This is a genomic window from Rhizobium sp. BR 250, from assembly GCF_047445855.1.
GTDB classification, from domain to species: Bacteria; Pseudomonadota; Alphaproteobacteria; order Rhizobiales; family Rhizobiaceae; genus Agrobacterium; species Agrobacterium tumefaciens_I.
In genome coordinates, this window is sequence record NZ_JARWKW010000013.1 from 16,940 (window position 1) to 40,765 (window position 23,826).

Annotated in this window: 18 protein-coding genes; 3 read left to right on the forward strand and 15 right to left on the reverse strand. The window is 60.6% G+C overall.

Annotated features, from left to right (window positions below; all coding sequences use genetic code 11):
• Positions 1 to 8: 8 nt before the first annotated feature.
• Positions 9 to 866 (reverse strand): AraC family transcriptional regulator, encoded by an 858-nt coding sequence (locus QD336_RS19505; RefSeq protein WP_269344804.1) that lies wholly within the window; start codon positions 864 to 866, stop codon positions 9 to 11.
• A gap of 285 nt (positions 867 to 1,151) precedes the next feature.
• On the opposite strand from QD336_RS19505, the gene QD336_RS19510 reads away from it, so the two are divergent.
• Positions 1,152 to 3,935: an ATP-binding protein gene (locus QD336_RS19510; RefSeq protein WP_499171821.1), complete on the forward strand. Its 2,784-nt coding sequence runs from the start codon at positions 1,152 to 1,154 to the stop codon at positions 3,933 to 3,935.
• A gap of 18 nt (positions 3,936 to 3,953) precedes the next feature.
• On the opposite strand, the gene QD336_RS19515 is transcribed toward QD336_RS19510, so the two are convergent.
• The 10 genes from QD336_RS19515 to QD336_RS19560 form a co-directional block, all read right to left on the reverse strand.
• Positions 3,954 to 5,285, reverse strand: a complete 1,332-nt coding sequence (locus tag QD336_RS19515) for an MFS transporter (protein WP_269344801.1) — start codon at positions 5,283 to 5,285, stop codon at positions 3,954 to 3,956.
• 351 nt (positions 5,286 to 5,636) lie between these two features.
• A complete protein-coding gene (locus QD336_RS19520; RefSeq protein ID WP_269344799.1) occupies positions 5,637 to 6,605 on the reverse strand; it encodes an MBL fold metallo-hydrolase in 969 nt (322 codons plus the stop codon).
• Positions 6,606 to 6,954: 349 nt separating this feature from the next.
• Complete coding sequence (locus QD336_RS19525) at positions 6,955 to 7,320, reverse strand: response regulator (RefSeq protein WP_269344798.1); 366 nt, start codon at positions 7,318 to 7,320, stop codon at positions 6,955 to 6,957.
• 29 nt (positions 7,321 to 7,349) lie between these two features.
• Positions 7,350 to 9,959: a PAS domain-containing protein gene (locus tag QD336_RS19530; protein WP_269344796.1), complete on the reverse strand. Its 2,610-nt coding sequence runs from the start codon at positions 9,957 to 9,959 to the stop codon at positions 7,350 to 7,352.
• A gap of 228 nt (positions 9,960 to 10,187) precedes the next feature.
• Positions 10,188 to 11,678 carry a mechanosensitive ion channel family protein gene (locus tag QD336_RS19535; RefSeq protein WP_269344795.1) on the reverse strand — a complete coding sequence of 497 codons (1,491 nt, stop codon included), beginning with the start codon at positions 11,676 to 11,678 and terminating at the stop codon, positions 10,188 to 10,190.
• Positions 11,679 to 11,702: 24 nt separating this feature from the next.
• Positions 11,703 to 12,134 (reverse strand): CBS domain-containing protein, encoded by a 432-nt coding sequence (locus QD336_RS19540; protein WP_269344793.1) that lies wholly within the window; start codon positions 12,132 to 12,134, stop codon positions 11,703 to 11,705.
• A 133-nt stretch (positions 12,135 to 12,267) separates the two neighbouring features.
• The gene (locus tag QD336_RS19545) at positions 12,268 to 12,681 is read right to left on the reverse strand and encodes a cupin domain-containing protein (RefSeq protein ID WP_269344791.1); all 414 of its coding nucleotides are present in this window, start codon (positions 12,679 to 12,681) and stop codon (positions 12,268 to 12,270) included.
• Positions 12,682 to 12,758: 77 nt separating this feature from the next.
• Positions 12,759 to 13,517 (reverse strand): SDR family oxidoreductase, encoded by a 759-nt coding sequence (locus QD336_RS19550; RefSeq protein ID WP_269344789.1) that lies wholly within the window; start codon positions 13,515 to 13,517, stop codon positions 12,759 to 12,761.
• 297 nt (positions 13,518 to 13,814) lie between these two features.
• Entirely contained in the window at positions 13,815 to 14,465 is a 651-nt protein-coding gene (locus tag QD336_RS19555; RefSeq protein WP_269344787.1) for a response regulator transcription factor, read from the reverse strand.
• Between the two features lie 212 nt (positions 14,466 to 14,677).
• Positions 14,678 to 15,217, reverse strand: a complete 540-nt coding sequence (locus QD336_RS19560) for an RrF2 family transcriptional regulator (protein WP_269344785.1) — start codon at positions 15,215 to 15,217, stop codon at positions 14,678 to 14,680.
• A gap of 344 nt (positions 15,218 to 15,561) precedes the next feature.
• On the opposite strand from QD336_RS19560, the gene QD336_RS19565 reads away from it, so the two are divergent.
• Positions 15,562 to 17,580, forward strand: coding sequence for a mechanosensitive ion channel family protein (locus tag QD336_RS19565; protein ID WP_269344783.1), 2,019 nt, complete (start codon positions 15,562 to 15,564; stop codon positions 17,578 to 17,580).
• 119 nt (positions 17,581 to 17,699) lie between these two features.
• Here the strand turns inward: QD336_RS19565 and QD336_RS19570 are convergent, their stop codons facing one another.
• From QD336_RS19570 to QD336_RS19585, 4 genes are all read right to left on the reverse strand, one after another.
• Entirely contained in the window at positions 17,700 to 18,074 is a 375-nt protein-coding gene (locus QD336_RS19570) for a response regulator transcription factor (RefSeq protein WP_269344781.1), read from the reverse strand.
• Positions 18,075 to 18,139: 65 nt separating this feature from the next.
• On the reverse strand, positions 18,140 to 18,799 hold the full coding sequence (locus QD336_RS19575) for a response regulator transcription factor (RefSeq protein ID WP_269344780.1): 660 nt from the start codon (positions 18,797 to 18,799) through the stop codon (positions 18,140 to 18,142).
• Positions 18,792 to 20,372, reverse strand: a complete 1,581-nt coding sequence (locus tag QD336_RS19580; protein ID WP_269344779.1) for a sensor histidine kinase — start codon at positions 20,370 to 20,372, stop codon at positions 18,792 to 18,794. Before QD336_RS19580 ends, QD336_RS19575 begins: the two co-directional genes overlap by 8 nt.
• Before the next feature lie 199 nt (positions 20,373 to 20,571).
• Entirely contained in the window at positions 20,572 to 22,866 is a 2,295-nt protein-coding gene (locus QD336_RS19585) for an FdhF/YdeP family oxidoreductase (protein ID WP_499171822.1), read from the reverse strand.
• A gap of 426 nt (positions 22,867 to 23,292) precedes the next feature.
• On the opposite strand from QD336_RS19585, the gene QD336_RS19590 reads away from it, so the two are divergent.
• On the forward strand, positions 23,293 to 23,811 hold the full coding sequence (locus QD336_RS19590) for a Dps family protein (protein ID WP_269344777.1): 519 nt from the start codon (positions 23,293 to 23,295) through the stop codon (positions 23,809 to 23,811).
• Positions 23,812 to 23,826 lie beyond the last annotated feature (15 nt).

Genomic DNA, 23,826 nt, shown 5'->3' on the forward strand with positions numbered 1-23,826 from the left:
TGCTGAATTCATGCCTGAATCGACGATCGGTTGACCCTGTGCCTCTCGCGGTAGCGGCGCGGCGTCAATCCCGTAACTTTCAGAAAGGCCCGGCAAAAATTCGCTTGCGATCCGAAGCCACAGTCGAAGGCTATCTCCGCAAGTGGATGCTCGCCCGCTTCGAGCAGGGAGCATGCCGCGCGCACGCGCCGTTCGACGACATACCGGTGAGGGGAAAAACCGGTCGCCTCGCGAAACAGCCGTGAGAAATGGAACGGGCTGAGGCAGGCTTCGCGGGCGAGATCCTCAAGGCGTATATCATGTGCGAAGTTCGCTTCCAGATAGTCGAGCACTCGGTAAAGCCGTCTTGGATCGAGGGTCGGAGCAGGTCTGCGGTGCAACCCGCGGTCGGCGTTGGCCCGGTTGATCAAGTGGGCCACCGGCGGCGCCTCGGGCTGGCAGGCGAACCGGTGGCCGGAGCGTTCGGCCGGTTGCCCGGTGAGGTCATACAGAGCGCTGTCGATCCAGATCATTGCCGGCTCGACGCCATGCTCATCGCAAGGACCCTCGTCTCGCGACGCATTTGGGAGAAAGATGATCAGGCATCGGCTGGTGCCGTCGAGGTCGAGCAGAGTTTCGTTCGTATCCGAGGGGACCAGCCAGCCGGTTCCCGCTCGCACCATGCCTGCCAGCAATCGGGCATCAGCGATTTGATGGGCATGTAACCGGTCCGCGGCGAGATAGACCATCTCCATGTTTTGCGGACGAACGCAGGTCTGAACGCCGGCGTCGATTTGTCGACGTTCGATCGTGAGCCTACGCCACCTTGCGGGAACGTCCATTGACGTCGGGGACCGTTGTTTCCTGTCATCATGGGTTTGCAACATTGAGCCCCTCCGTCACGGTGGCGCCTCGATCAGGTCGCCCTGGTGCAAGGTCAGGCGTGTTGGTTTCGATGCGGGAAGTATCACCGCGGCAACGTCGGCTGGCGAGTTAATCGAGGTTAAATTTTTGCCGGCTCTCCTGGAATACACGGCCACGGAATTCGCGTGCTATGCTGGCGAACCTGGGAACAACGTAGTCGAAGCCACATGAAGACCGATCCACCACGACCGTCGGACCGAGCCTATGTTTTTGGTCCCTTTCGGCTAATCCCGAGGCGCCAGTTTCTGATGCACGGCGAGCAGCCCGTGCGCATTGGCGGTCGCGCGCTGGATATTCTCACCGTGCTGGTGGAGCATGCGGGCGAGATCGTTAGCCAAGACGAGCTGCGTTCACGGGTCTGGCCAAATACCTTCGTCGAGGATGGCAACCTTAAGGTCAACATGGCGGGACTGCGACGCGCCCTCGGCGACCAGCCAGCCAAGCCCCGCTACATTTCAACCGTGATTGGTCGCGGCTATCGATTTGTCGCACCCGTCGAAGTTTCCGATTTGGCAGAATCGATTACCGAAAGCGTGCCTGCTCTGGAACGCACTCACAACCTTCCGACCGCAACGGTGCGCATCGTCGGCCGCGATGACGCCATCAAATCGCTTCGCCACGAACTGGAAAACACCCGGCTTGTATCGATCGTTGGTGCGGGCGGCGTTGGCAAGACCACAGTGGCTCTCGCGGTAGCGGAGCAGGCAATCGGGCAAATGCGGGACGGAGTGTGGTTTATCGATCTCGCCGCGCTCACCGACCCTTCGCTGATTGCGAGCGCCATAGCAACGACCTCGGGTCTTGCGGCCCATTCGGCGAACATTCAGACTGCCGTGATTGAGTTCCTGCGTGATCGTCATATGCTCCTGCTGCTCGATAGTTGTGAGCATGTTATCGAGCCTGCCGCTGCAATCGTCGATCGCATCCTGGCGGAAGCAGTCGGGGTGCGTATCCTGGCGACCAGCCGCGAACCACTTCGCGTGAGGGGCGAGCGCGTGCGCAGGTTGCCTGGGCTTGGAGCGCCAAGCGAAACGATGGCCCTGACGGCAGCAAAAGCCATGGACTTTCCGGCCGTGGAACTCTTCGTCGAGCGTGCCGTTGATCGGCTTGAAACCTTCACTCTTAGCGACGCCGAGGCTCCGCTCGTCGCTGAAATCTGCCGCAAGCTGGATGGTGTGGCGCTGGCGATCGAGCTTGCCGCAACGAGGATCGATGCCTTCGGCGTCGCCGGTTTGCTCGCGAGGCTCGATGATCGCCTGCGGTTGCTCGAAGGGCACAGGGGTAATATCGAACGGCACCGTACCCTTAGTGCTACCATCGACTGGAGCTACGGGGTTCTTCCGCTTTCGGAACGCGTGGTGATGCGCAGGCTAGCGGTCTTTGCGGGCGCATTCGGTCTGGGTTCGGCGATCGCCGTCGCCACTGACGAACACATCGACAGGGTCGAGGTCGCTCAGTGCCTGGCGAATCTGGTATCGAAATCGCTCATCTCGGCCGAAGTCCGCGGTTCCGAGGTGGAATACCGTCAACTCGACTCAACGCGCGCCTATGCGCTTCAGAAGCTGGCGGAAGAAGGCGAGCTTGAGCAAGCCAGACAGCGTCACGCTGTTCACTGTCTCGAGCTCCTGGGGCAGGCAAACAACGATGCCGAAAAGCTTCCGAACGCGGATTGGCTGTCGCGCCATGGCGGCAAGGTCGACGATATCCGCAGTGCGTTGCGCTGGGCTTATGCCGGCTCGACTGAGGGTTCGCTGGCGGTGAAGCTAACCGTCGCGTCGATCCCTTTCGGTAAGCAGGTGTCTCTGGTCGAGGAATGCCGAGAGGCAGTCGAGCTTGCGCTAGAAGAACGTTTTCGCCCGCATCGGAATACCCGCGACGATCTGCTCCTCAACCTGACGCTCGGCGCAACACTGCTGCACACCCGCGGACCGCTCGTCCGGGTGAAAGCTTCCCTCACGAAGGCGCTGGGCATCGCCGAAGAGCTCGGTGATGTCGACCTGCAACTTGAGTGCCTGCGTGGCCTGTCAGAATTCGAACTGTGGACGGGGGATTCGCATTCGGCCATTGCCGTCGCCGAGAAAATGCGCGCGCTGACATTGAAGGGGCAGGCCGCCGCCGCCGGTGATGCCGATGCACAGGCCGGGTCGGCGCTATCATGGCTCGGCGTCCTCGCAGCCGCGCGGCAAAGGCTTGAGCGTATCGTCCAGCGTCCGGTCGGCCGCCATTTGCGCCCTGACGTCGTGCGGTTCGAGTTCGATCAGCGGCTGACGGCGCAGGGTGCGCTGGCGACAGTGCTGTGGTTGCAAGGTTTTCCGGATCAGGCCGTGGAAATCGCAAGGCGGCAATTGAAGGAGGCTGAAGCTTCCAACTATGCCGTCTCGCTCTGTTATGCCTTGCTGCACGGTTCGGCCATCATAGCGATGTATATCCGCGACTACGAAGAGGCATATCGCTACCTCGAGCTCGGCGTCCAGCATGCGACGAGGCACGGGCTGACGATCTGGCGGGCCATGGCGATCGGCCCGCGTAACCGGCTGAACCTCTACGTCGGCCGGCCCATAGACCTGCCCGCCTTCCGCGAGACCCTTGCCGAGGTGCGGGACGGCGGCTTCCGCATGCGATATCCGAATTACCTGACCAACTACGGCGAGGCTCTCGCGCGCAACGGCGATCTTGAGGGTGGGCTCGCCGCCATCGATGAGGCAATCGCACTATGTCGGAGTACTGGACAGGTCGTCGGCATCCCGGAGATCCTCCGGATCAAGGGGAACGTGATCCGGTTCGGTGACCCGACCGCATGGGAGAGGGCGGTGGACTGCTATCTTCAGTCGATCGAACTGGCGCGGGATGATCGTGCGCTGTCATGGGAATTGCGGTCTTCGATGAGTCTGGTCAAGCTGTGGCGAACACGCGGCGGCAATGGCGCTGCCGAGGAGATGCTGCGATCGGTACACGAGAAGTTCACCGAGGGATTCTTAACCGGTGATCTGCGCCGCGCTCGTGCTCTGCTCGACGCGGGGCCGTCGGTATGATTGTCATTTCGGCTAGCCTCACGGGAATTGTGCCCTGAGCGCCACGATGCCCTTGCGCACCGGCGGCCAGACGATGGCAAATGCGACGAGCGCTGCAACAAGGCTGACGGTTGCCATCGCGGACTGAAGGGCGCCCTCGCCGCCGTAGATGTGTTCGGCCACCAATGGCACAAGGGTCGGGCCCAGGCCGATGCCGATCAGCGCGGTGACCGCCAGCGATAGCGCGATCGTGGTTGCGCGCATCTCATTCGGCACGCTTTCCTGCATCACGACATGCCCGATCACATAGCCGCCGATCGAGCCCAATGCCCAAATGGCGAATGCGATTGCGGCGTGCTCGCCGGTCTCGACAAAGAATATCACGCAGGCTCCGATGGTGGTCAGCGTATAGCAACCCAGCAGCAGCACCACCCGCGTCTGCACACCCCAGCGTCGTACGAACGAGTCCGACAGTGTGCCTCCTGCCAGTGATGCAATCACGCCGCTGGTGGTGATCGAAAGCGCGAGCAGGCTTCCTGCCTCGAGCGGCGACATGCCGTATGCGCGCTGCAGGAGGGTGGGTAACCAGGCAATCAGGGCATAGTCTCCCATGCCCAGCGCTCCCTTTACCATGCATACACGCAACACCGTGCCGTTATCGGCGATGAGGCGCGCCGCGACGCCCGACAGTGGAAGCAAACCCGAGCTGCGGCGACGCAGGGGCTCTTTGATGAGCAAGAGGAACGGCACCAGAAGAATGCCGGGAAGGCCCGCCAGCAGGAAAAGCTGCCGCCAGGGTGACAGCGTCCCCACCAGCGGTATCGTCTCGAACAGACCCGCCGTAATCCAGGCCAGCATCAGGCCTCCGAAGAAGAGCGCCGCGCCCGTGCCGAAGGTTGCACCCAGGGCGAAGATGCCAAGCGCCGTGCCGCGTTGGCGAGCCGCGAAGAGATCGATGATCAACGATGACGCCGCGGGTATCAGCGCTGCTTCACCAAGGCCCACGGCGACGCGGGCGGCGAGAAAAAAGCGGAAGTCGACGGCCAGCCCGCAGGCGATCGTGGCGGACGACCAGAGGGTTATGCCGGCGATGATCAGGTTGCGCCGGTTTGTCGAATCGGCCAATCGCCCGCTCGGCAATCCGGCGAGAGCGAAGACGATGGCAAAGCCGGCGCCTTGCAGCAGGCTGATCTGGAAATCGGAGAGCGTGAGCTCCGATCTGATCGGATCGACAACCAGATTGATGATCAACCGATCGGTAAAGGAGATCAGCAGGGCGACCAGCAATATGCTCACCGCGTACCAGCCCCTCATCGTGGAATGATGCTGACCCGCGGAAACGCTGTCATGATCCGTGCGAGTATCGGGCATTGACGTCTCTCGTGTCAGCGGAACAAACGGCCGCGATCATCCTGTCCTCGCTCAAAAGTGGCATGGACATGCACGGACGACAAGCAGCGCTACTCCTCCGACATGCCCGTCGGCGAGGAAAAGCAATTTAAGACAAGAAAAGAACAAGCTGCGCGAAGAAAGGAGCGAATAAGTCGAATATCTTGAGTAGGTCGTCTGTTTCCTTGACGCACCGGATCGGTCCGGCCCTGTTGGCACAGGTGGCCGTGGCTCTACTTGAGATAGACGGTGGTGACGGCGGAAAACCGCATGCGATGGGCGGACGGCCCGATCGCATGCGGTCGCTTGGTTGATCCCTGGGCTAATAGGCGATCAGTAGTCCCAGAAGACCGGCACCCAGCGGAAGGCATCGCCATCGACCGCGACGTGGCCGACCGATGGGAACGGCATATGGGTGGCGACCAGCAGTTCACCTGTCGCTGCGAGCTCGCGCAGAAGCCGAACGCGGACGCGGGCAGCCTCTTCCGGGTCGTGCTCGAAACCATTGAACCAGTCGGGATGCTCAAAACCGACCGCGAAGACGGCATCACCGGCAAACATCAGCCGGTCCTTGCCGGAGGCAACGCGCACCACGCTGTGCCCGGGCGTATGGCCGCCCGTGCGCGAGACGACGACACCCGGAGCCACCTCGTATTCATCGTCGAACAGCCGCAGCTGGTCCTGATATTCCTTGGCGAAGCGCTTGGCGGTTGCGCGAAGTGCATCCGGGAAGCCGGGAGGCATGTTTACATGGGTGAAATCGGGTGCTTCCCAGAATTTGACTTCCGCGGCGGCCACGTGGATGCGCAGATCCGGCCGCAGCCGTTCCTTAACGCCGTCCACGAGCAGCCCGCCAACGTGGTCCATATGCATATGGGTCAGCACGACGTCGGTTACCGACCCGAGATCGATGCCGGCGCTCTCCAGTCGCTTGACCAGTTGCCCGGCCCGCGGCAGGTTCAATTCCGGATCCAGCCCGAGACCGGCATCGATGAGGATAACCTGTGTGCCACTGCGCACCACGACCGCGTTCAGCGCCCAGTCGAAGGCTTCCTGCGGCAGGAACATATTGTCCAGCCAGACGGCGCGTTCCGCCGCGTCGACATTGTGTCCCAGCATCTTGGTCGGAAGCGGCAGCACGCCGTCGCTGATCACCAGCACTTCGATCTCGCCGATCTTCACCGCATAACGCGAAGGAACCAGTTCTTCAGGCGCCAGCCTGCCGGTATGTGAGGTGGTGTCCAAGCTCATATTTGTCTCCTGCTGACCCGTCCTGCGGGAATTTGCTTCTATCTGCGTCATGATGCGCTCCTGTTCTGCGGGGAGTGGAACGTGGGGGGCACGGACCATGCGGCGCAGTGTATGGAGATGGGTTTTGACGGTCGATTGCGCTAATGGAGGGGGCGGACTAACCCCAGGAACAGGATTGACTGTCCCGTTCGTTTACGAGACCGAGCATTGCGCCATGGCCACCCTGACCTTTCGGCGATGGGCCATGAAACAGGTCGTGATCGCTTGCCATCAAGACGGGCGGCCTCGTTCGTACTCTTGGTCTCCCAGGGGAAGGCGACAGGCTTTCCGCGCCACCAAAACCGCTGCAACAGCTATGATGTCGTGGGCCGCGGCAAGTTTTGGCAAATACGGATTGGGCTCAGCTCCGCCCGGCATCCAGGACGTCGCGAACGGCCGCAAGCAGGGCATCTCCGTCGAAAGGTTTGCGAAGAAAACCGCCGAGGCCCCGGGGCCGGGGCCGGTCGGCGATTTCGTGCCGCCCGGTAATCAGGAAGACGGGTAATTCCGGGTTTGCCTGTCTTGCGAGATCGCGGAGTTCGAAACCGTCGGCGCCGGGCATGCCGATATCGGTGATCAACACATCCACGCCCTGAAGCCCGAAGGCCAGCAACGCCTCGCCCGAGAGAAAGCTGCAAGTTGCATATCCCGCCGATTCCAGGAGTTCCACCAAAGAAGCAAGCACCCTTGCGTCGTCGTCAACGATCGCTACCACAGGCCTGTTCATACCGTCCTCCCTCCGGACCGGCTACCGGATCACGGCATCTTTGCTATGTCGAGCGGCAGGGTGAAAACGAATTTGGCGCCGCGCGGTTCGTTCTTTTCCGCCCATAATTGACCATCATGCGCTTCGACGATCGACCGGCAGATTGCAAGGCCCATGCCCATGCCTTGATCCTTGGTGGTGAAAAAGGGCTCGAAAATCCGGTCGGGGAACTGAACGCCCCTCCCCCGGTCCCGGACCTCTATCCGCACCATGTCGCCCGCCCGGAAAGCGCGGACCTGGAGCACACGGTCGCTCGAAACGGAAGCCATGGCATCCATGCCGTTGCGCATGAGATTGACCAGCACCTGCTGGATCTGGACCCGGTCGAACGGGACGACCAGAAGACCGCTCTCCCCTTCGATATCCACCCTGATGCGCCGCCGGCCCGCTTCCTCCGCAAGCAGGTCGCGTGCCTGCCTGACGACGGCGCCAAGCTCGGTGCTGTCCCGCTTATCCGTCGATTGCCTGAAGAGCGCGCGAATGCGGCCCACCACATCGGCCGCGGAATTGGCGCTCTGGACGATACGTTGCAGCGTTTTCTGCGCGCGTTCGATATTTGGCGGTTCGGCAGTGAGCCAGCGCTGGCAGGCGCTGGAATAGTTCATCACCGCCGAGAGCGGCTGGTTCACCTCATGCGCGATGGAAGCCGACAATTCTGCAAGGCTCGCCGCCTGACTGGAACGCGTGAGGTTTTCCTGGGCTCGGCTCAGCTCCTCCTGCGCCCGCACCTGATCCTCGATATCAAGGCAGATGCCGTTCCACTGCGCAATTTCGCCTTCGCTATTGCGCATGGCTGAGGCGCGGGTCTCCACCCAGCGGTAGACGCCATCGAAACGCCGCAGCCGGTGTCGCAGCAGATAGGGTTCACCGGTCGCCAGCGAATGGCCATACCGTTCTTTCACGACAGCGAGATCATCGGGATGGATGACCGCGTCAAGTGTGCCATCCAGCCGGGATTTTCCGAAACCGTCAGTATCTTCAAGGTTGAAGCCGAGATACTGGCGCAGACGCTGGCTGCGATAGATGGGTTTACCGTTCGGCAGGGCGCAATAGATCAGCGCCGGCAGCGTTTCGACAAGCTGCTGAAGGTGCTGCTCGCTTTTGCGCAGCGCTTCCTGCGTGGTAATGAGGTCATGAATGTCGGAGCTCACGCCATACCAGTGGATGATCGTGCCCATCTCATCCCGCAACGGTTCCGCGCGCGTTTCGGTCCAGCGATAGCCGCCGCCGGCCCGAAGCTGGCGATATCGCTGAAGATAGGGAACGCCGGCCTCTACGCAACGCAGGAAGGCCTCCCGCGCCGCCGCCCTGTCCTCCGGATGAACGACGCCAAGCGATGGCGACCCGTTTGGCGCCGTGATATCCTCAAGCGTGGCGCCGGTTACTTCCGTGAACTGCCTGTTGACATAGGCCGGCGTTCCGTCGGCCATCGTGCTCCAGATCAGCGCCGGCACGGTGTCGATCAGCAATTGCAGCTGCCGTTCGCGTTCGCGAAGTGCCGCTTCGGTCCGCTTATAGACATCGATATCCAGCGCGGTTCCATACCATCCCGTGATCCGGCCCTGCTCGTCACGCGTCGGGCGCGCCGCGGCCCGATGCCAGACATAGCTGCCACCGGCACGCAGGGCCCTGTATTCGCAGTTCCAGTGCTCCCCCGACCTGAGGCAACGGCGCAATGTTTCCGCCGCCCTGTCGCTGTCGTCGGGGTGGATGCCGCCCTGCCAGCCCTGCCTGCCGCCGTCGAGAAACGGCTTGCCGTCCAGGAGAGCATTAAGGTCGTCGAGCCCCATGGCGATCGAGGTCTGCAAGGTGGGCGTTGCATAGGTAAATTGCCCGATCGCGTCGATCGCCCAGGCGTCGCCATAGAGTTTCTCGATGGCAAGAGCGGCCTGAACCGCATTGCGCGTCTCACCGAGGGAACTGGCCCTCATCCATGGCTCGCCCTGCCGCGTCACTGCCGGATCGACATCGACGCCGACGCCGTTTTCCGGCTCAAGCCGGAATTCGACCCGGCGATAGCTGCCATCCGCCTGAAGCTGGCGGTAACTTCCGACCTGCGGGATGCCGTGAAAGAAGGCGCGTGCCGCCGCCTGTTCGACAGCCGCGCGGTCATGAGGATGGACCGTGTCCATCGACCGGAGAACATCCTGCGGAGACAGACCGGCGGAGGTATCGTCGCGATTTTCCTCCCCGGACGGCATGGCCATGTCGATCACCGTGCCGTACCATCCGAGGATTACGCCGTTGCCGTCGCGTAGCGGCTGACCGGTGCTACGCGCCCAGCCATAGACACCCGTGGCACGCAACATCCGGTGCTCGACATTGTAATGATCGCCCGTCCGCAGGCATCGCCGCCAGGCGGCGGCAGCCGACTCGTAATCTTCCGGGTGGATGACACCCTTCCAGCCGAACGCGCTGTCACCCGATTGCGAATTGAGACTTTCAAGGCTTATGCCGAAAAAGGCGAGTGCGGCCGGCGTTACGTAAATGAAATTGCCGTCGGTATCGGTTGCCCAGGCGTTGCCGATAATGCGCTCGACGACCTTCGCCGCCTCAACGGCATCGATATCGGGTGGCCTTGCCGATCCCGCATTATCCATCCCCGACCTTCCCGCAGACCTCGACATGCCTCAACCCGATCCCATTCTGTTTGAGATCGCCGTGATGCGCATTGAACCGAGATGGCAGCACAGCTATCTGGTGAGAACGGTATACCGGAGCTTGCCACAAGAACACCTGTTCCGAAGGATAGGGCAAGGATTTGGCGGGCAACTGCCGCGCGCAGGCGCGGGTCGCCGGCGCATTTCCCGTAGCAATCATTCCTGCATTCAGGTGCTGAAAATGGTCCGGATCGATTTCAGGAAGGCGGAGGCGTTGCGTTGGTGTTTCGCCTCCGTAAGCGGCAGCTGGCCGCTGTCACCGGAGCTTGCCGACAGCATTGCCGCAACCTCCTCGGCTATTGCCGGACGGTCGGCGAGAAGGCCCGCAAAACTTTTCTGATCGATTTCGTAAACGGTGACCCGCGTCAGCGCCCGCAAGGTGTAGGCTTCGTCCATTCCCGCAAGCAACCCGGTTTCGCCAAAGAAATCCCCCGGCGAAAGGCGTCTTTTTTCCTGTTCGCCGTGCTGCATCGAGACGACGCCGGTGCGGATGATCATCATCGACGGCAAGGCCTGCCCCTGCGCAACGATGATGTCACCCTGGCGATATTCGCGTTCGCTGCCCGACTGCGCCAGTTTTTCCCTTTCGGCGCCGGTCAGCCTTGAGAAGAACGGATTTTCGTCTATGACCTCCTGCAAGGTGGCTTCAGCCCCCCGGGAGATTTCCGCCGACGCAACGCCGTTCAGGATGGCGATCGCCGAAGGCGGCATTGCGAGCTGCAATCCGATGGATCGGCAATGGCGATAGAACCGGTCGATCACCTCATTCTGGGCCTTTATTCGCAGCATCGGATTGCTCACCCGGAAAAACAGATGGATTTCCAGAGCGGTGGCATCCAGACCGCTCAGGGAAACCAGCGGCGGTGGCTCCCTCATGATCGAGTTGCAACCGGCCAGAACCGTCGTCATGGCCTCCTCGATGATGGATGGGGCATGTGTCGGCACCAGCCGCACCGTCATCTTGAGAAGATGCGTTTCGTCGGGCCGGCTGACATTGGTCAGCTTCAGCTTGGCAAGAACGCTGTTGGGCAGAACGACGATATTGTTCGCCCCCGTCAGGATCTGCGTCGAACGCCATGTGCTGGCAATGACCCGCCCTTCCGTGCCGTCCTCAAGAAGAAGCCAGTCGCCCAGCGCATAGGTATGGCCGAGATTGAGAGCGACGCCGGAAAAGACATCGCCGAGCGTGTTCTGCAGGGCAAGGCCGAGGGCAATGGCGATGACGCCGGACGTTGCGACCAGCGTCCCGACCGGAACGCCGAACACGAAAGCAAGGGCGGACAGCGTAACGCACACATAAACGACGCCGACGACGATATCCTGCAACAGACGCGCCTCGCGCGGCCTGCCCTCCAGGACCAGATAGATCCGCACGAAGCCGATAACCGCCCAGGAGAGATGGAGCCACCACAACAATTGGGCAAAGACAATAAAAACGGCATGCTCATCGCCGGCCCACAGGTCTTTCGGTGGGCCGAGCGGAATTTTTCCAAGAACGAGAACGGAGGTCATCGCCCCGAAAAAGGCGATCTGCACCACAAGCCGCAGATTGGAGCGCAGCGGACCGATGCGCTTCCACACTGCCATTCCGGCAAGGCCGAGAATGATCAGCCATGCCAGCGGCGCAGCGGCGATTTCACCCATATATGCCTGCAGCATCGTGGTCCTCCCGGTCTCCGGTGGTCAGTAACCGATGCCGGCGATGTAATTCGCCAGCATGTGTTCCTGCAGCTGTTCCTGCTCGAAGAGCACTTTCAGGGCATCGCGCATATCGAGGACACCGAGTGGCCTTGCATCCGCATCAAGGACCGGCATGTTCTGGACGCGATTGTCCACCATCACCTGCCATGCCGTCTGCAATTCGTCGGCCGGGCTGCAGGAAATGATGTTCCGGCTCATCAGCGCTTCGACGCTCGCCCCCTGCTCCCCATCCATCAGATGCCGGATGAGGTCGGACTTGCTGAGCACACCCGCCGCCTTGCCGCCCTGTTCGCGGACGACGGCGAGACCGATTCCCGGGTTGGAAAGCGTCTGGGCTGCCACCCGCAGCGTGGCGGCAATGTCGATCACCATCAGGCGCGCCGACGTCATGGGATAGAGTTTTTCGATACGCATGAATTCCTCCTGACGGCGCTCACTGGCGCAGCCGGGACTATCGATTTGACTGTGATTGGAACCGGGATGGCGCCGCTTGCCGGCGCCATCCCGCTGTGAAAGTGCGGCGAGGATCGCACTCTTCGCAGTCGGCTTATTTTTCGTAGACGGTCAGATTGGTTTCGTTCGTATCGACCACGAACACGGCAAGCAGGCGTGCGGGCTCCGTCTTGCTTGCATTTTCGCTGACGGCGTGGTGATCGCCCGGATATTCGGAAAAATTCTCGCCGGCACGATAGATGGTCACCGGCCCATTATTGACCTGGCTGGTGATCGCGCCCTCAAGAACGGTCGCGTAGATGAATGCGGAATTGGGATGCGTATGGGCCGGCGACGTGCCGCCGGGGGCATATTCGACGAGCACGCCCTTCAAGCTCTTGCCCGGCACATTCGGCAACGGCTGGTCATAGACCACCTTTACGTTTTCGCCGCGGTTGGTGTCATGCGCCGTGGCCGCAGCCACGGAAGCAAAGACGAGAGCGGTTGCGCAGAGAAGTGTTCTGATCATTTTTCGTCTCCTGGAAATGGAGGCCCGCGGTCCCGAAAGACCGGCGGAGCCGATAGGGTTTTGCGGGCGGGAGCCGCTTATTTTTTCTGGGCGGCGGAGAGCGCCAGCCAGTCTTCGAAGCGGATAGCGCCGAGGCGGGCGCCGTCATCAGGAACCAAGGTCCGGTCGTCGATGGAAACCTCGAAATAGCGGGCGCGCGGGTCAGCGACGATGCTGCGCGGATCGTTGGTGGCCTTGAGGTAACGCGCGATGAATTCGTTCATCGGTGCGCGCTCTGGACCGGCGATCTCGATCACACCGTTCACCGGCGCCCCGAGTGCCGCGTCAGCCATGGCGTCGGCGACATTGTCTGCCGCGATCGGCTGGAATGCGCCGGACGGCACACGAACAGTCGTGCCTTCGGTGGCCGATTGGGCGATGGCGCCCACGAATTCGAAGAACTGCGTCGCATGCACGATGGTGTAAGGCACGCCCGACTCGCGAATATGCTCTTCCTGGCGCAGCTTGGCGCGGAAATATCCCATCTCCTGCATGCGGTCGGTGCCGACAACCGACAGCGCGACATGGTGACGAACGCCGGCGGCCTTTTCTGCTGCAAAAAGATTGCGGCCGGCCGCTTCAAAGAAATCCATGGCGGCCTTTTCTTCGAAGGACGGCGAATTCGCCAGATCGACGACAACATCCGCGCCGGCCAATGCGCCGGCAAGGCCTTCTCCCGTCACGGTGTTCACACCCGAATTCGGAGAAGCGGCAAGCACCTCATGCCCCTTCTTGCGAAGCCGTTCGACAGTCTTCGAACCGATGAGGCCGGTCCCTCCGATAACGACGATTTTCATGTTCAATCTCCTGGTTTCAAGTTTGATCTGGGTTTCCGGAACCGCTGCCGGCGTGCCTTTGCCGAGGCGCCTCTTCGGCAGGCGAAGCTGTTTCCGTTGGCGAGAATGCGTCACGGCAGGCCGTTCGCCTATCGAACGGAGGCATCGGCCACCTAGTCCCAGAGTACAGGTAGGATAGATCGGGCGATTAGATGCCTCGATTGACCCCGATGCAGACAGCCCGCGACAAGGCGCTGCCTCACGCCCGGGCAAGGGCCACGGGCATGACGACCGTAAACAAGGCGGCGTTGTTCAGGCTCAGGCCTGCGGCTTTTCACGCAAGCTGGAGGGCAACGAATCCCAGGCGCGGATCAGTTCGCCAACGGAGGTCGTCCGCATCTTGCGCATCACATTGCTGCGGTGGAGCTTCACCGTAATCTCGCTTATCCCGAGTTCGAAAGCTATCTGCTTGTTGAGGCGACCCCGTACCACTTCACCGAGGACCTGGCGTTCACGGGGTGTGAGGGTCTCAAACCGGGTGACATGCTGGTGGATATTTTCCGCCTGCGCCCGCTGTTCCACGTCGCGCTGTATCCCGGCGATCACGGCGTCCAGCAGGGTCTGGTCCCGCACCGGTTTTGTCAGGAAATCGACAGCGCCGGCCTTCATGGCCTGCACGGTCATCGGGATATCACCATACCCCGTGAGAAAGACGATGGGTTTCGTGACGCCACGCGTCGAAAGCTGCTGCTGCAGGTCAAGGCCGCTTGCGCCCGGCATGCGCACATCCAGCACCAGACAGCCCGGCCGGTCGGGAAGGCCGGCGTTCAACAGCTCCCTGGGCGAGGAAAAACAGGCGACACCGAGGCCAACCGATTCCATGAGTTCCTGAAGGGAGTTGCGAACGTCCTCGTCATCATCGACGACGAGAACCAGCGGTTCATCCGCAGCGGCAGTCAAGGTTGCCATTCATCATCTCCCGAAATGGCGGATTGCGGGCACAACGATGCACGGCTCACCAGCCGCATCGCGCCAAGGTCGAATGCGCATCAACACGTGAAAAGCGTCGTTATCGGCCAAAGTGACTGTATCCTTCATCCCGCTTCACCACATGCCCACCGGCCGCGGCGGCCGTATCTTCGGCGCCGACCGGCAATCCAGTCTTCTGCTCCATTCTCAGGTCAGGGCAACGACCCATCTGCCGCACCGGTCCGGCGGGTCCGCCGACTGGCCTTGAGGGCAAGCCATTGGCGGATATCCTCGGAGAATTCCGGCGGGGCCTTGCGACCGAAATCGCCGGCTATATCGGCCAGAGTCTGGCTCGCCAGCGAATCCCGCATCGCCTTCTCCGCACGCAACATCACCGCGTGGACCGCGCACACGCCCTTGGTCGCCCATGATGGCGGACGCTGCCGAAATACGGCGCAGCGGCCACGAATTTCCTGGCAGTCAAACAGAGGCTTTCTGCCTTCAATGGCGTCAACAACCTCCAGAACGGTGATCTCTCCTGGCTGCTTTGCCAGCAGATATCCGCCTTTGATCCCCTCGGATGCGGACACGATCCCCGCCTTCTCCAGCTTCGGAAATATCTTCGCCAGAAAGCTCGGGGAAATTCCCTGCAACTCAGCCAGATCGCGACTGCTGAGCGGAGCGCCGGGTGAACTCGCCAACCACAGGAGACAATGCAACCCGTATTCCACACCTACCGTCATATGAGCCATAACGCGGACTATAATTGTCTGAGTTATGGCTGGCAAGCGTCAATTTGAACTGCATCGTGGCGTAACGGGCAAACGCGCCCGTCACCTCATAGCGTGACGCATGGGGACGCCGATATAACCGGATCATTTATACGCCCAGGCCAAAAGGTTAGCTGGATGCGCCGAGTTGCCAGCAGGAGCGACCCGTTCGTATGGCTGGGCGACGACGCCGCCGGCATGGCATCTTATTTCTCCATCGAAGACGGGTGCATGAGATGGATCGTGAAGAATGGAAGCCTGCGGCGCGGATGGCGAAAGCACCTTACGCCGCAAGACCTATTGCACCGAAGATGGCGGAAGCACTCATGACATGGCTCGCGGCATTATTTGTGTTTCTCAGCACAATTCCCGCCCTGGCGCAGGCGCCGTTCCCGGATGCGGAGGAGAAAGCCGCCTCGCCCATCGTGGCATCACCGCAGAAGGTCGATGATCTGATGCGGCTGTTCGCGGATCCCGAAATCCGCCGCTGGATCGAAACGCAGGCCGCACAAAAAATCGGGGCCGTAGCACCTGTCGAGACCGGCACCCATGAAGCAACCTCGGTGGGCGATCTGGCGCGGGAAATGGCGGCGTGGGAGGAACGCGCGCGTGATCGTTTCCAGACCATGATCTCGGCAATGCCGCATATTCCCGGCGAAATCGAGCGCACCTTCCTTCGCCTGCGGGCGGACGCAACGGGCAACGGCCACGCCATGGCCTCCATGATTCTTTTCTTGGTCATTGCGCTCGGAACGACGGCGGAATGGTTTTTCCACTGGCAATGGCAACATCACGGCAAGGGCATCGAACACTATCTGCCGACCGTTGTTTTCACGGCTTTCATGGCGGCCTTGCTATTCGCGATCGAATGGCCGCCACTGCTTCGGCTGGTGGCCGCCTGTTATCTGCTGGCATTCGTCGCCCATCGCCTTCTGGCAACGGCTATCGGGCATGCCGCCCATCCGGAAATTCACGGGCGGTTAAAGACAATCGTCGGCCTTGGGCTTGCAATGACGGCCTCGACGGCGACGGGCACGATCCTCGAAATTGATGCCGACGCTCTTCAGGCGTCTGCCTTTCTCGTTTCCTGCATCATCCTTGGGCTTTCGGTCGAACTCGTCTGGCACAAGGTTGAACGAAGCATCGCGGCAAGGATCCTGCTTTGCCTTCATCTTGCCGGTGTCTGGCTGCTGTGGTGCCTCGATCTCAGGACAGCTTTCTGGATCGGCGTCTATATCCTCCTGCTTCCACCAATGATGCGCGCCATCGGCCATGCCGTGCGTGGCTACATCGCGGCCCATTTTCTCGTGCCGGCATCAGACAGCCGGAGCATCCTGCTTGTTCGTGGAGCGAGGGCGGCGATCACCGGGCTTGCCATTGCCTGGATCGCCGCCGTCTGGGACATGGACGGTCACATGATCGGCCACGGCGATCCGCAGACAGTTGCCCTGTTCTACGGTTTTCTGAAAAGCATCGTCATAGTGCTGCTCGCCGATCTGGTGTGGCATCTCACCAAGGCGGCCATCGATCGCAACCTCATGCCGGCCCCGGCCGGGGCGGAAACGGACAATCCCACAGAGGAGACCCATGCCACCCGCCTTCACACCCTGTTGCCGATCCTGCGCAATGTGCTGGCGGTTTCGCTTTCCATCATCGCAGGTCTCGTCATCCTCGGCCAACTCGGCGTCGATATCGGGCCGTTGATAGCCGGTGCGGGCATTTTTGGCGTGGCAATCGGTTTCGGCTCACAGGCGCTGGTGCGCGATGTCATCAGCGGCATCTTCTACCTCTTTGACGATGCCTTCCGGGTCGGTGAATATATTCAGGCGAAGAACTACAAGGGCACGGTGGAGGGTTTCAGCCTTCGTTCGGTCAAGCTTCGCCATCACCGTGGGCCGCTCTTCACTGTCCCCTTCGGCGAACTCGGCGCGGTCGAGAACATGAGCCGGGACTGGTCGAAGATAAAATTTTCCGTCACCGTGCCCTATGACACGGATATCGAGAAGGCCCGCAAGATCGGCAAGGCGATCGGCCAGGAATTGCTGGGCGACCCGGAACTTGGCCCCCTCTTCATCCAGCCATTGAAAATGAAGGGCGTCGAGGAATTCGGCGAATACGGGATCGCCATCAGCTTCGCCATGGTCACCGTGCCGACCAGCCAGCAAAGTTTCATCCGCCGCTCGGCCTATGCGATGCTGCGCGAGGCCTTTCAGAAAAACGGCATTGCCTTCGCTCAACCAAGTATACAGGTCGGTGCCGGCAAGGCGCCCGAGACGGCTGCCGCAGCCTATCAGTCCCGACAGTTCGCCAGGACGGATGAGCAGGAAGACACAACGTCTCCCTAATGCGGAGGTTCATTTGGCGAAAGGTTGGCGGTCGCGAAATCTCACCCGCACAACGGCAATGTGTGCCCAGACGGCAAGGCATCCGAGCATGAAACGACGATGGGTGAAATACGATGCGGTCAGGGCTGTTGGCCGAGGGCAGACTCCAGGCAGCCCATCAGAGCGCCGATATTGACCGGTTTGCGAAGAAAGGCGAAGGCACCGCCATTCAAGGCGGCGTTGCGGGTGCGCTCATCCTCGTAGGAGGTCACGAAGATCATCGGCGGATGACTACCGAGCCGGTTCAGCTCGCTCTGCAATTCGATACCGGAAAGCCCCGGCATCTTCACATCCACGACGATGCAGTCGATTGCCGCCTGCTCCTCGAATTTCAGGAATTCCTCAGCCGAGGAAAACAGTCGGCATTCGTAACCGAAGGACATGATGAGATCATCCATGGCTTCGCGGATAGCTTGGTCATCGTCGACGACGGCAATAATGGGTACAGGGGGCAATGAAGCGACCTTTTCAGTTTTCTTGATCTCTTCTATGCGCCCATGCCCATTTAAATGGTACCATACTAAGATACAGGTAGGCCCTGCCGCCAACCAAGCAACTCTGATTTCCTGACAAGATCGGCAACGGATCTCGCTTCCATTTTGCGCATGACGTTGCCTCGATGCAATTTCACCGTCACTTCGCTGATTCCAAGTTCGTAAGCGATCTGCTTGTTCATCAGTCCGCGAACGACGGCGCCCATGACCTCGCGCTCGCGCGGGGTCAACTGCCCGGCAAGAGACGCGACGGCGGCACTCTGCTCGCTTTCGCGACGCCGCGAGGCATCGCGTTCCAGGGCCGTCGTCACCGCGTCCAGAATATCCTGCTCCTTGAAAGGCTTGGTGAGGAAATCCACGGCGCCCGCCTTCATCGCCCGCACACTCATGGGAATGTCGCCGAAACCGGTCATGAATATGATCGGCATGCCGTTGCCGAGACGTTCCATCTGCATCTGGAAATCGAGGCCGCTGATACCGGGAAGCCGCACATCCAGAAGCAGACAGCCGTGCCGATTGAGATTGGCTTTCTCCAGAAAAGCCGCCGCACTCTCGAAAGCTTCGACATCGAATTTCATCGACCGAAAAAGATCGGTAAGGGCTTCCCGCATCGACACGTCGTCATCGACGATGAACACGACCGGAGATGATGGTGGCCCCTTGGCTGCCTTGCGTGGCTCAGGCATGTTCCACCTCCGGGCTGATTGGTATGGAAATGGCAAATACCGCGCCGCCTAGTGGGTGGTTGTCACCCTCCAGCCGACCACCGCGGGTTTCCAGTGTGGTGCGGCAAATGGAAAGGCCCATGCCCATTCCCGTCGCCTTTGTCGTAAAGAAGGGCGAAAACAGCTTTTCCTTGATCTCGGCAGCGATGCCCGGCCCGTTATCCCGTACGGTGACGCGAATATTGTCGGCGCCCTGGCTTTCCTTTCGCACGATTATCGTGCGGTCGCTGACGCCTGCCTCGTCCATGGCCTGGATGGCATTGGTGAGCAGGTTGATAAGAACCTGCTGCAATTCAATCCTCACCGCCTTTACGGGTGGGGTATTTTCCTTTTCGACATTGACCGTCGTTCCGCTGCGCGCCAGATCATGTTCAAGGAGGACCAGCGTTTCATCGATGAAATCGTCCAGTTCGAAGGTTTCAACCTTGCCGCCGGTATGGGCCAGCAGGCTTCTGGTATTCTCGATGATCTCGCTGGTGCGCTGGCTGTCGCGGATCATGCGTTCGGCCGAGCGGCGCGCGGCCCCGAGATCGGGTGGATCGCGATCCAGCCAGCGCAGCAATGTCTGCGCATTGACGACGATGGCGCCAAGCGGCTGGTTCAGTTCGTGGGCCAGCGAGGCGGACATGGCACCCACGGCCGCAGCCTTTGACGCCCTGGTCAGTTCAGCCTGCGCCTCGGCGAGAGCCTGAAGGGCCAATTCCCGCTGGGTGATATCGACCATGCTCACCACCACCCGATTGAAGGAGGAAGCTTCCGCGGGAAAGCTGATGGAAAGAAGCACCAGCTTCTCTTCGCCGCCCTCGGTGCGCACAACGACTTTGTCTTCAAAAACGCGCCGATTGTCGATAATCGCCTGCAGCGTATCCAGGAACTTGTCGGGGGCAGAAACGACGGACTGTTTCAACGTGCCGCTAATGGAGGAATCATAACCCAACATCTCCTTGCCGGCTTCGTTTGAGGCAACGATGGTGATGAGTTCGATGCATTGTTCCGTAAAGCCCGGATTGGCGCGGGCATGGGCCCGCATATCGACAACGCCCTGCTGCTTGAGACCCATCAGCAAGGCATGGAGCCTTGAATAATCGCGTTCCCAGAGCGCCACGCGCGTGCGGTCGAAAATCGAACGGTAACGCTCCTCGCTCTCCTTCAGCGCCGCATTGATGGACAACAACGCCAATCGGGCCGTTTCTGTTTTTAAAAGCAGCATCGTCGTGACGATAAGGGCCGCAAGCGCGACGACGAGGCGAAGCGCCGATTGCAGATCGGCATCCTGCGCATGGGTCATCGCATAGGACAAAAGGGAAAGAATCGCACAGGCAGAGGCGATCACGATCAGGCCAAAGCGCGTGATCGCCTGCGCGGCCAGCAGCACCGTGATCACATAGAGCACCGCAATTGCGCTTTCTATGTCGGTATAGGTGTCGATATAGAACACGATGGCGGCCAGCGCCACGGCCGCCAGACCGAAGGCGAGATGATGTGCTCCGCCTCCAGGCTCGCGAGAGCGAAATATCGTTGACGCAATCGACATTGTTCCCCCGATGCGATTTTTCACGACAATACGGTTTTTTGACCACAACCTAACCTATACATAGGTCTTGGTCCCCATGCGCTTCTGCCCGCAAGGAATATCGGGGATATTGTGCTGCGACTTTGAAAAATGCACTCCATTTTTGAATGAATGGCGACCGGGTGGCGATTGTTCATCGCAGACGAAACCGGATCGCCGATCAATCGCCGGCTGCACTTATCGTAATCGGTACGCCCTTGTAGGATGGCGTACCGGACAGGCGGTCGTAGTGACCGAGGGCGACGACGGCGTTCATCTCCGGATAATATCCCGCCGCCGATCCTCTGGGGATGTCATAAGCGACGGCGGTGAAACCGCGCACGAGATGCTTCCCCGCTCCATCTGATCCGAGGCCGTGGATGTCGATGCGGTCTCCATCCTTCAGCCCGCGTGTTGCGAGGTCGTCCCGGTTCATGAAAACGATGTCCCGGCGGCCGAACACGCCGCGATAGCGGTCATCCATGCCATATATCGTCGTATTATACTGGTCATGGCTGCGGATCGTGGTCAGAACGAGCGCATCCGGATTACCGATGAGCGGATCTTCATCAAGGCCGGTGGCGATGAGGAAGTTGGCCTTGCCGTTCTCCGTATTCCAGCGACGGAAGGAGGCCGCGACGTCAAGGCGGAAACCTCCGCGTATACGCACCCGTCTGTTGAAATCCCGAAAGTCGGGAAACACCTCTTCGATCTTGTCACGGATGCGGTCGTAATCGGCGATCAGCCAGTCCCAGTCTATGCCGTGGCGATTTCCCAGGGTTGCGCTGGCGATGCCGGCGATAATGGCCGGTTCCGATTTCAGCAGTTCCCCCGGCGGGTTGAGAAAACCGCGCGAGGCGTGAACCATGGACATGGAATCTTCGACGGTAACGGCCTGGGGGCCCGAGGCCTGCGTATCGAGGTCCGTGCGCCCGAGACACGGCAATATAAGGGAGGTTCCGGCGATCAGGAGATGCGAGCGGTTGAGCTTTGTCGCGATGTGGACGGCAAGATCAAGCTTGCGCATTCCCTCGAATGTCACGCCCGGATCGGACATGGCGACAGCGAGGTTACCGCCGAGGCATATCAATGCCCTGGATTTCCCCGCAGCGATCGCCTCGATCGATTCGATGGCATTGTGCCCCTTTTCTGCAGAAGGCCGGAAGCCGAAAGCACGCTCCATTCCGTCGAGCAATGCCTTGCTAGGGATTTCCGTGATGCCGACCGTCCGGTCTCCCTGCACGTTGGAGTGGCCGCGGATGGGCGCTATTCCGGCGCCCTGCCGGCCCATATTGCCGCGAAGCATCAGGAGATTGGCGATCTGCTGCACGTTGCCCGTGCCTTTGGCGTGCTGGGTGATGCCCATGCCGTAACAGATGATGACGTTCGAAGCTTTCACGTAAATTTCGGCGACGCTTCTTAGCGCCTCCTTCGTCAGTCCGCTGATGGAACAGATGGTTTCCCAGGGCGTGTCGCCGATATCGCTCAGGAGCGCTTCGAAGCCTGCCGTATGTTCTGCAATGAAGGCACGGTCGAGCACACCTTCACCACCCGCCGCAAGGCTTTCGGCATCCATTTCGAACACTGCCTTCATGATGCCCTTGAGCGCCGCCAGATCGCCACCGGTGCGAAGCTGGTGGTAGGCGGATGCAATCGGCGTCGATGACAGCGTAACCATTTCCACCGGGTCCTGCGGAGCGGCGAACCGCTCCAGCGCTCTTTCCTTCAGCGGATTAAAGACCACGATCGGCACGCCGCGGCGGGCGGCATTGTGCAACGTCGTCATCATGCGCGGGTGATTGGTGCCGGGATTGTGGCCAAAGCTGAAGATCGCATCGGCGTAATCGAAATCCTCGAGCGTCACGGTGCCCTTGCCAACACCGATGGATTTTGGAAGTCCGACGCTGGTGGCCTCATGACACATGTTGGAACAATCGGGAAAATTATTCGTGCCATAGGCGCGCACGAAGAGCTGGTAGAGGAAGGCGGCCTCGTTGGAAGTGCGGCCGGATGTGTAGAATTCGGCCTGATCTGGGTGGTCGAGCCTGTTCAGTTCTTTCGCGATCAAGCCGAATGCATCTTCCCATGCGATTGGCTCGTACCGGTCATTTTGCGCATTGTAACACAGCGGCACGGTCAGCCGGCCGGCATCCTCCAGCTTGTGGTCCGTCCACTCCCACAGTTCAGAAACGGTGTGCTGCGCAAAAAGCTCCGGCCCGGACCGTTTGGCCGTGGATTCCCATGTGATGGCCTTCGCCCCGTTTTCACAGAATTCGAAGGAGGACGTGTGTTTCGGATCGGGCCAGGCGCATCCGGGACAATCGAAACCTTCCGGCTGGTTCGCCTTGAGCAGCGTCATCGTACCCTGCGCGACGATTTGCTGGTGTGCGAGGGTTTTCGCAACCGCCTTGAGCGCCCCCCAGCCACCGGCAGGCTGATCATATTGTTCGATACCGTCCGGGCGTTGATCTTCCATGTCTGCAACTCCTTGAAGCCGGTTTTGAGCGGGGTTTCCAAGACAGATAAATAACCGCAAGCACGCGTGGTAAACATAATACCCATGCATAGGTTGCCAGCCTTCGACGGGGACAGGAAATAAAAAAGGCCGTCTCCGGCGGGGAAGACGGCCTTAGCGGATCGAGGGGAAGATCCGCGCTCCGGAGGGAGGGGGACACCGGAGATGCTGGCTACCAGGAGCCAATCGCCTCCCTTCGGGCAGGGCGGGGCGATGGGCAAAAGCTACTCCGTGCCCGCGTTTGGAGAAACTACACTTAAGTATCGGATCGACTGTACCAGCAGCCGATTTCTCCAGGGTCGTTCTTCTTCATATCCTTGAAGCCGATCAGACAGCAGCAGGACGGGCGCTCGGTGAAGGGCGGTCGACTGCACAAGGAGAAAGATCATGAACACAGTTACAGCCACCAGAAACCGCAAGCTTCCACTCGCAACGCCGACCGATCTCGGCGCCGATGCTACCCGCGACATCTCCGCTGCGCTGACCGCGCTTCTGGCGGATGTTTTCACGCTCTACATCAAGACCAAGAATTTCCACTGGCATGTTTCCGGGCCGCATTTTCGCGATTACCACACCTTGCTCGACGAGCAGGGCGCACAGATCTTCGCGATGACGGACGATATTGCCGAACGTGCACGCAAGATCGGCGGCACGACCATCCGCTCCATCGGCCAAATCGGCCGTCTCCAGCGCCTGCTTGATAATGATGCGGATTTCGTCACGCCGGACGACATGCTCGCCGAGCTTCGCGAGGACAACAAGCAGCTGACGGCAATCCTGCGGCAAACACATACACTGACATCGGACCATAACGATCATGCCACGACCAGCCTGATCGAAAACTGGATCGACGAAACCGAGCGTCGCACGTGGTTCCTGTTCGAAACGACACGCCGCACGCTCTGAAGACATCAAGCTGCA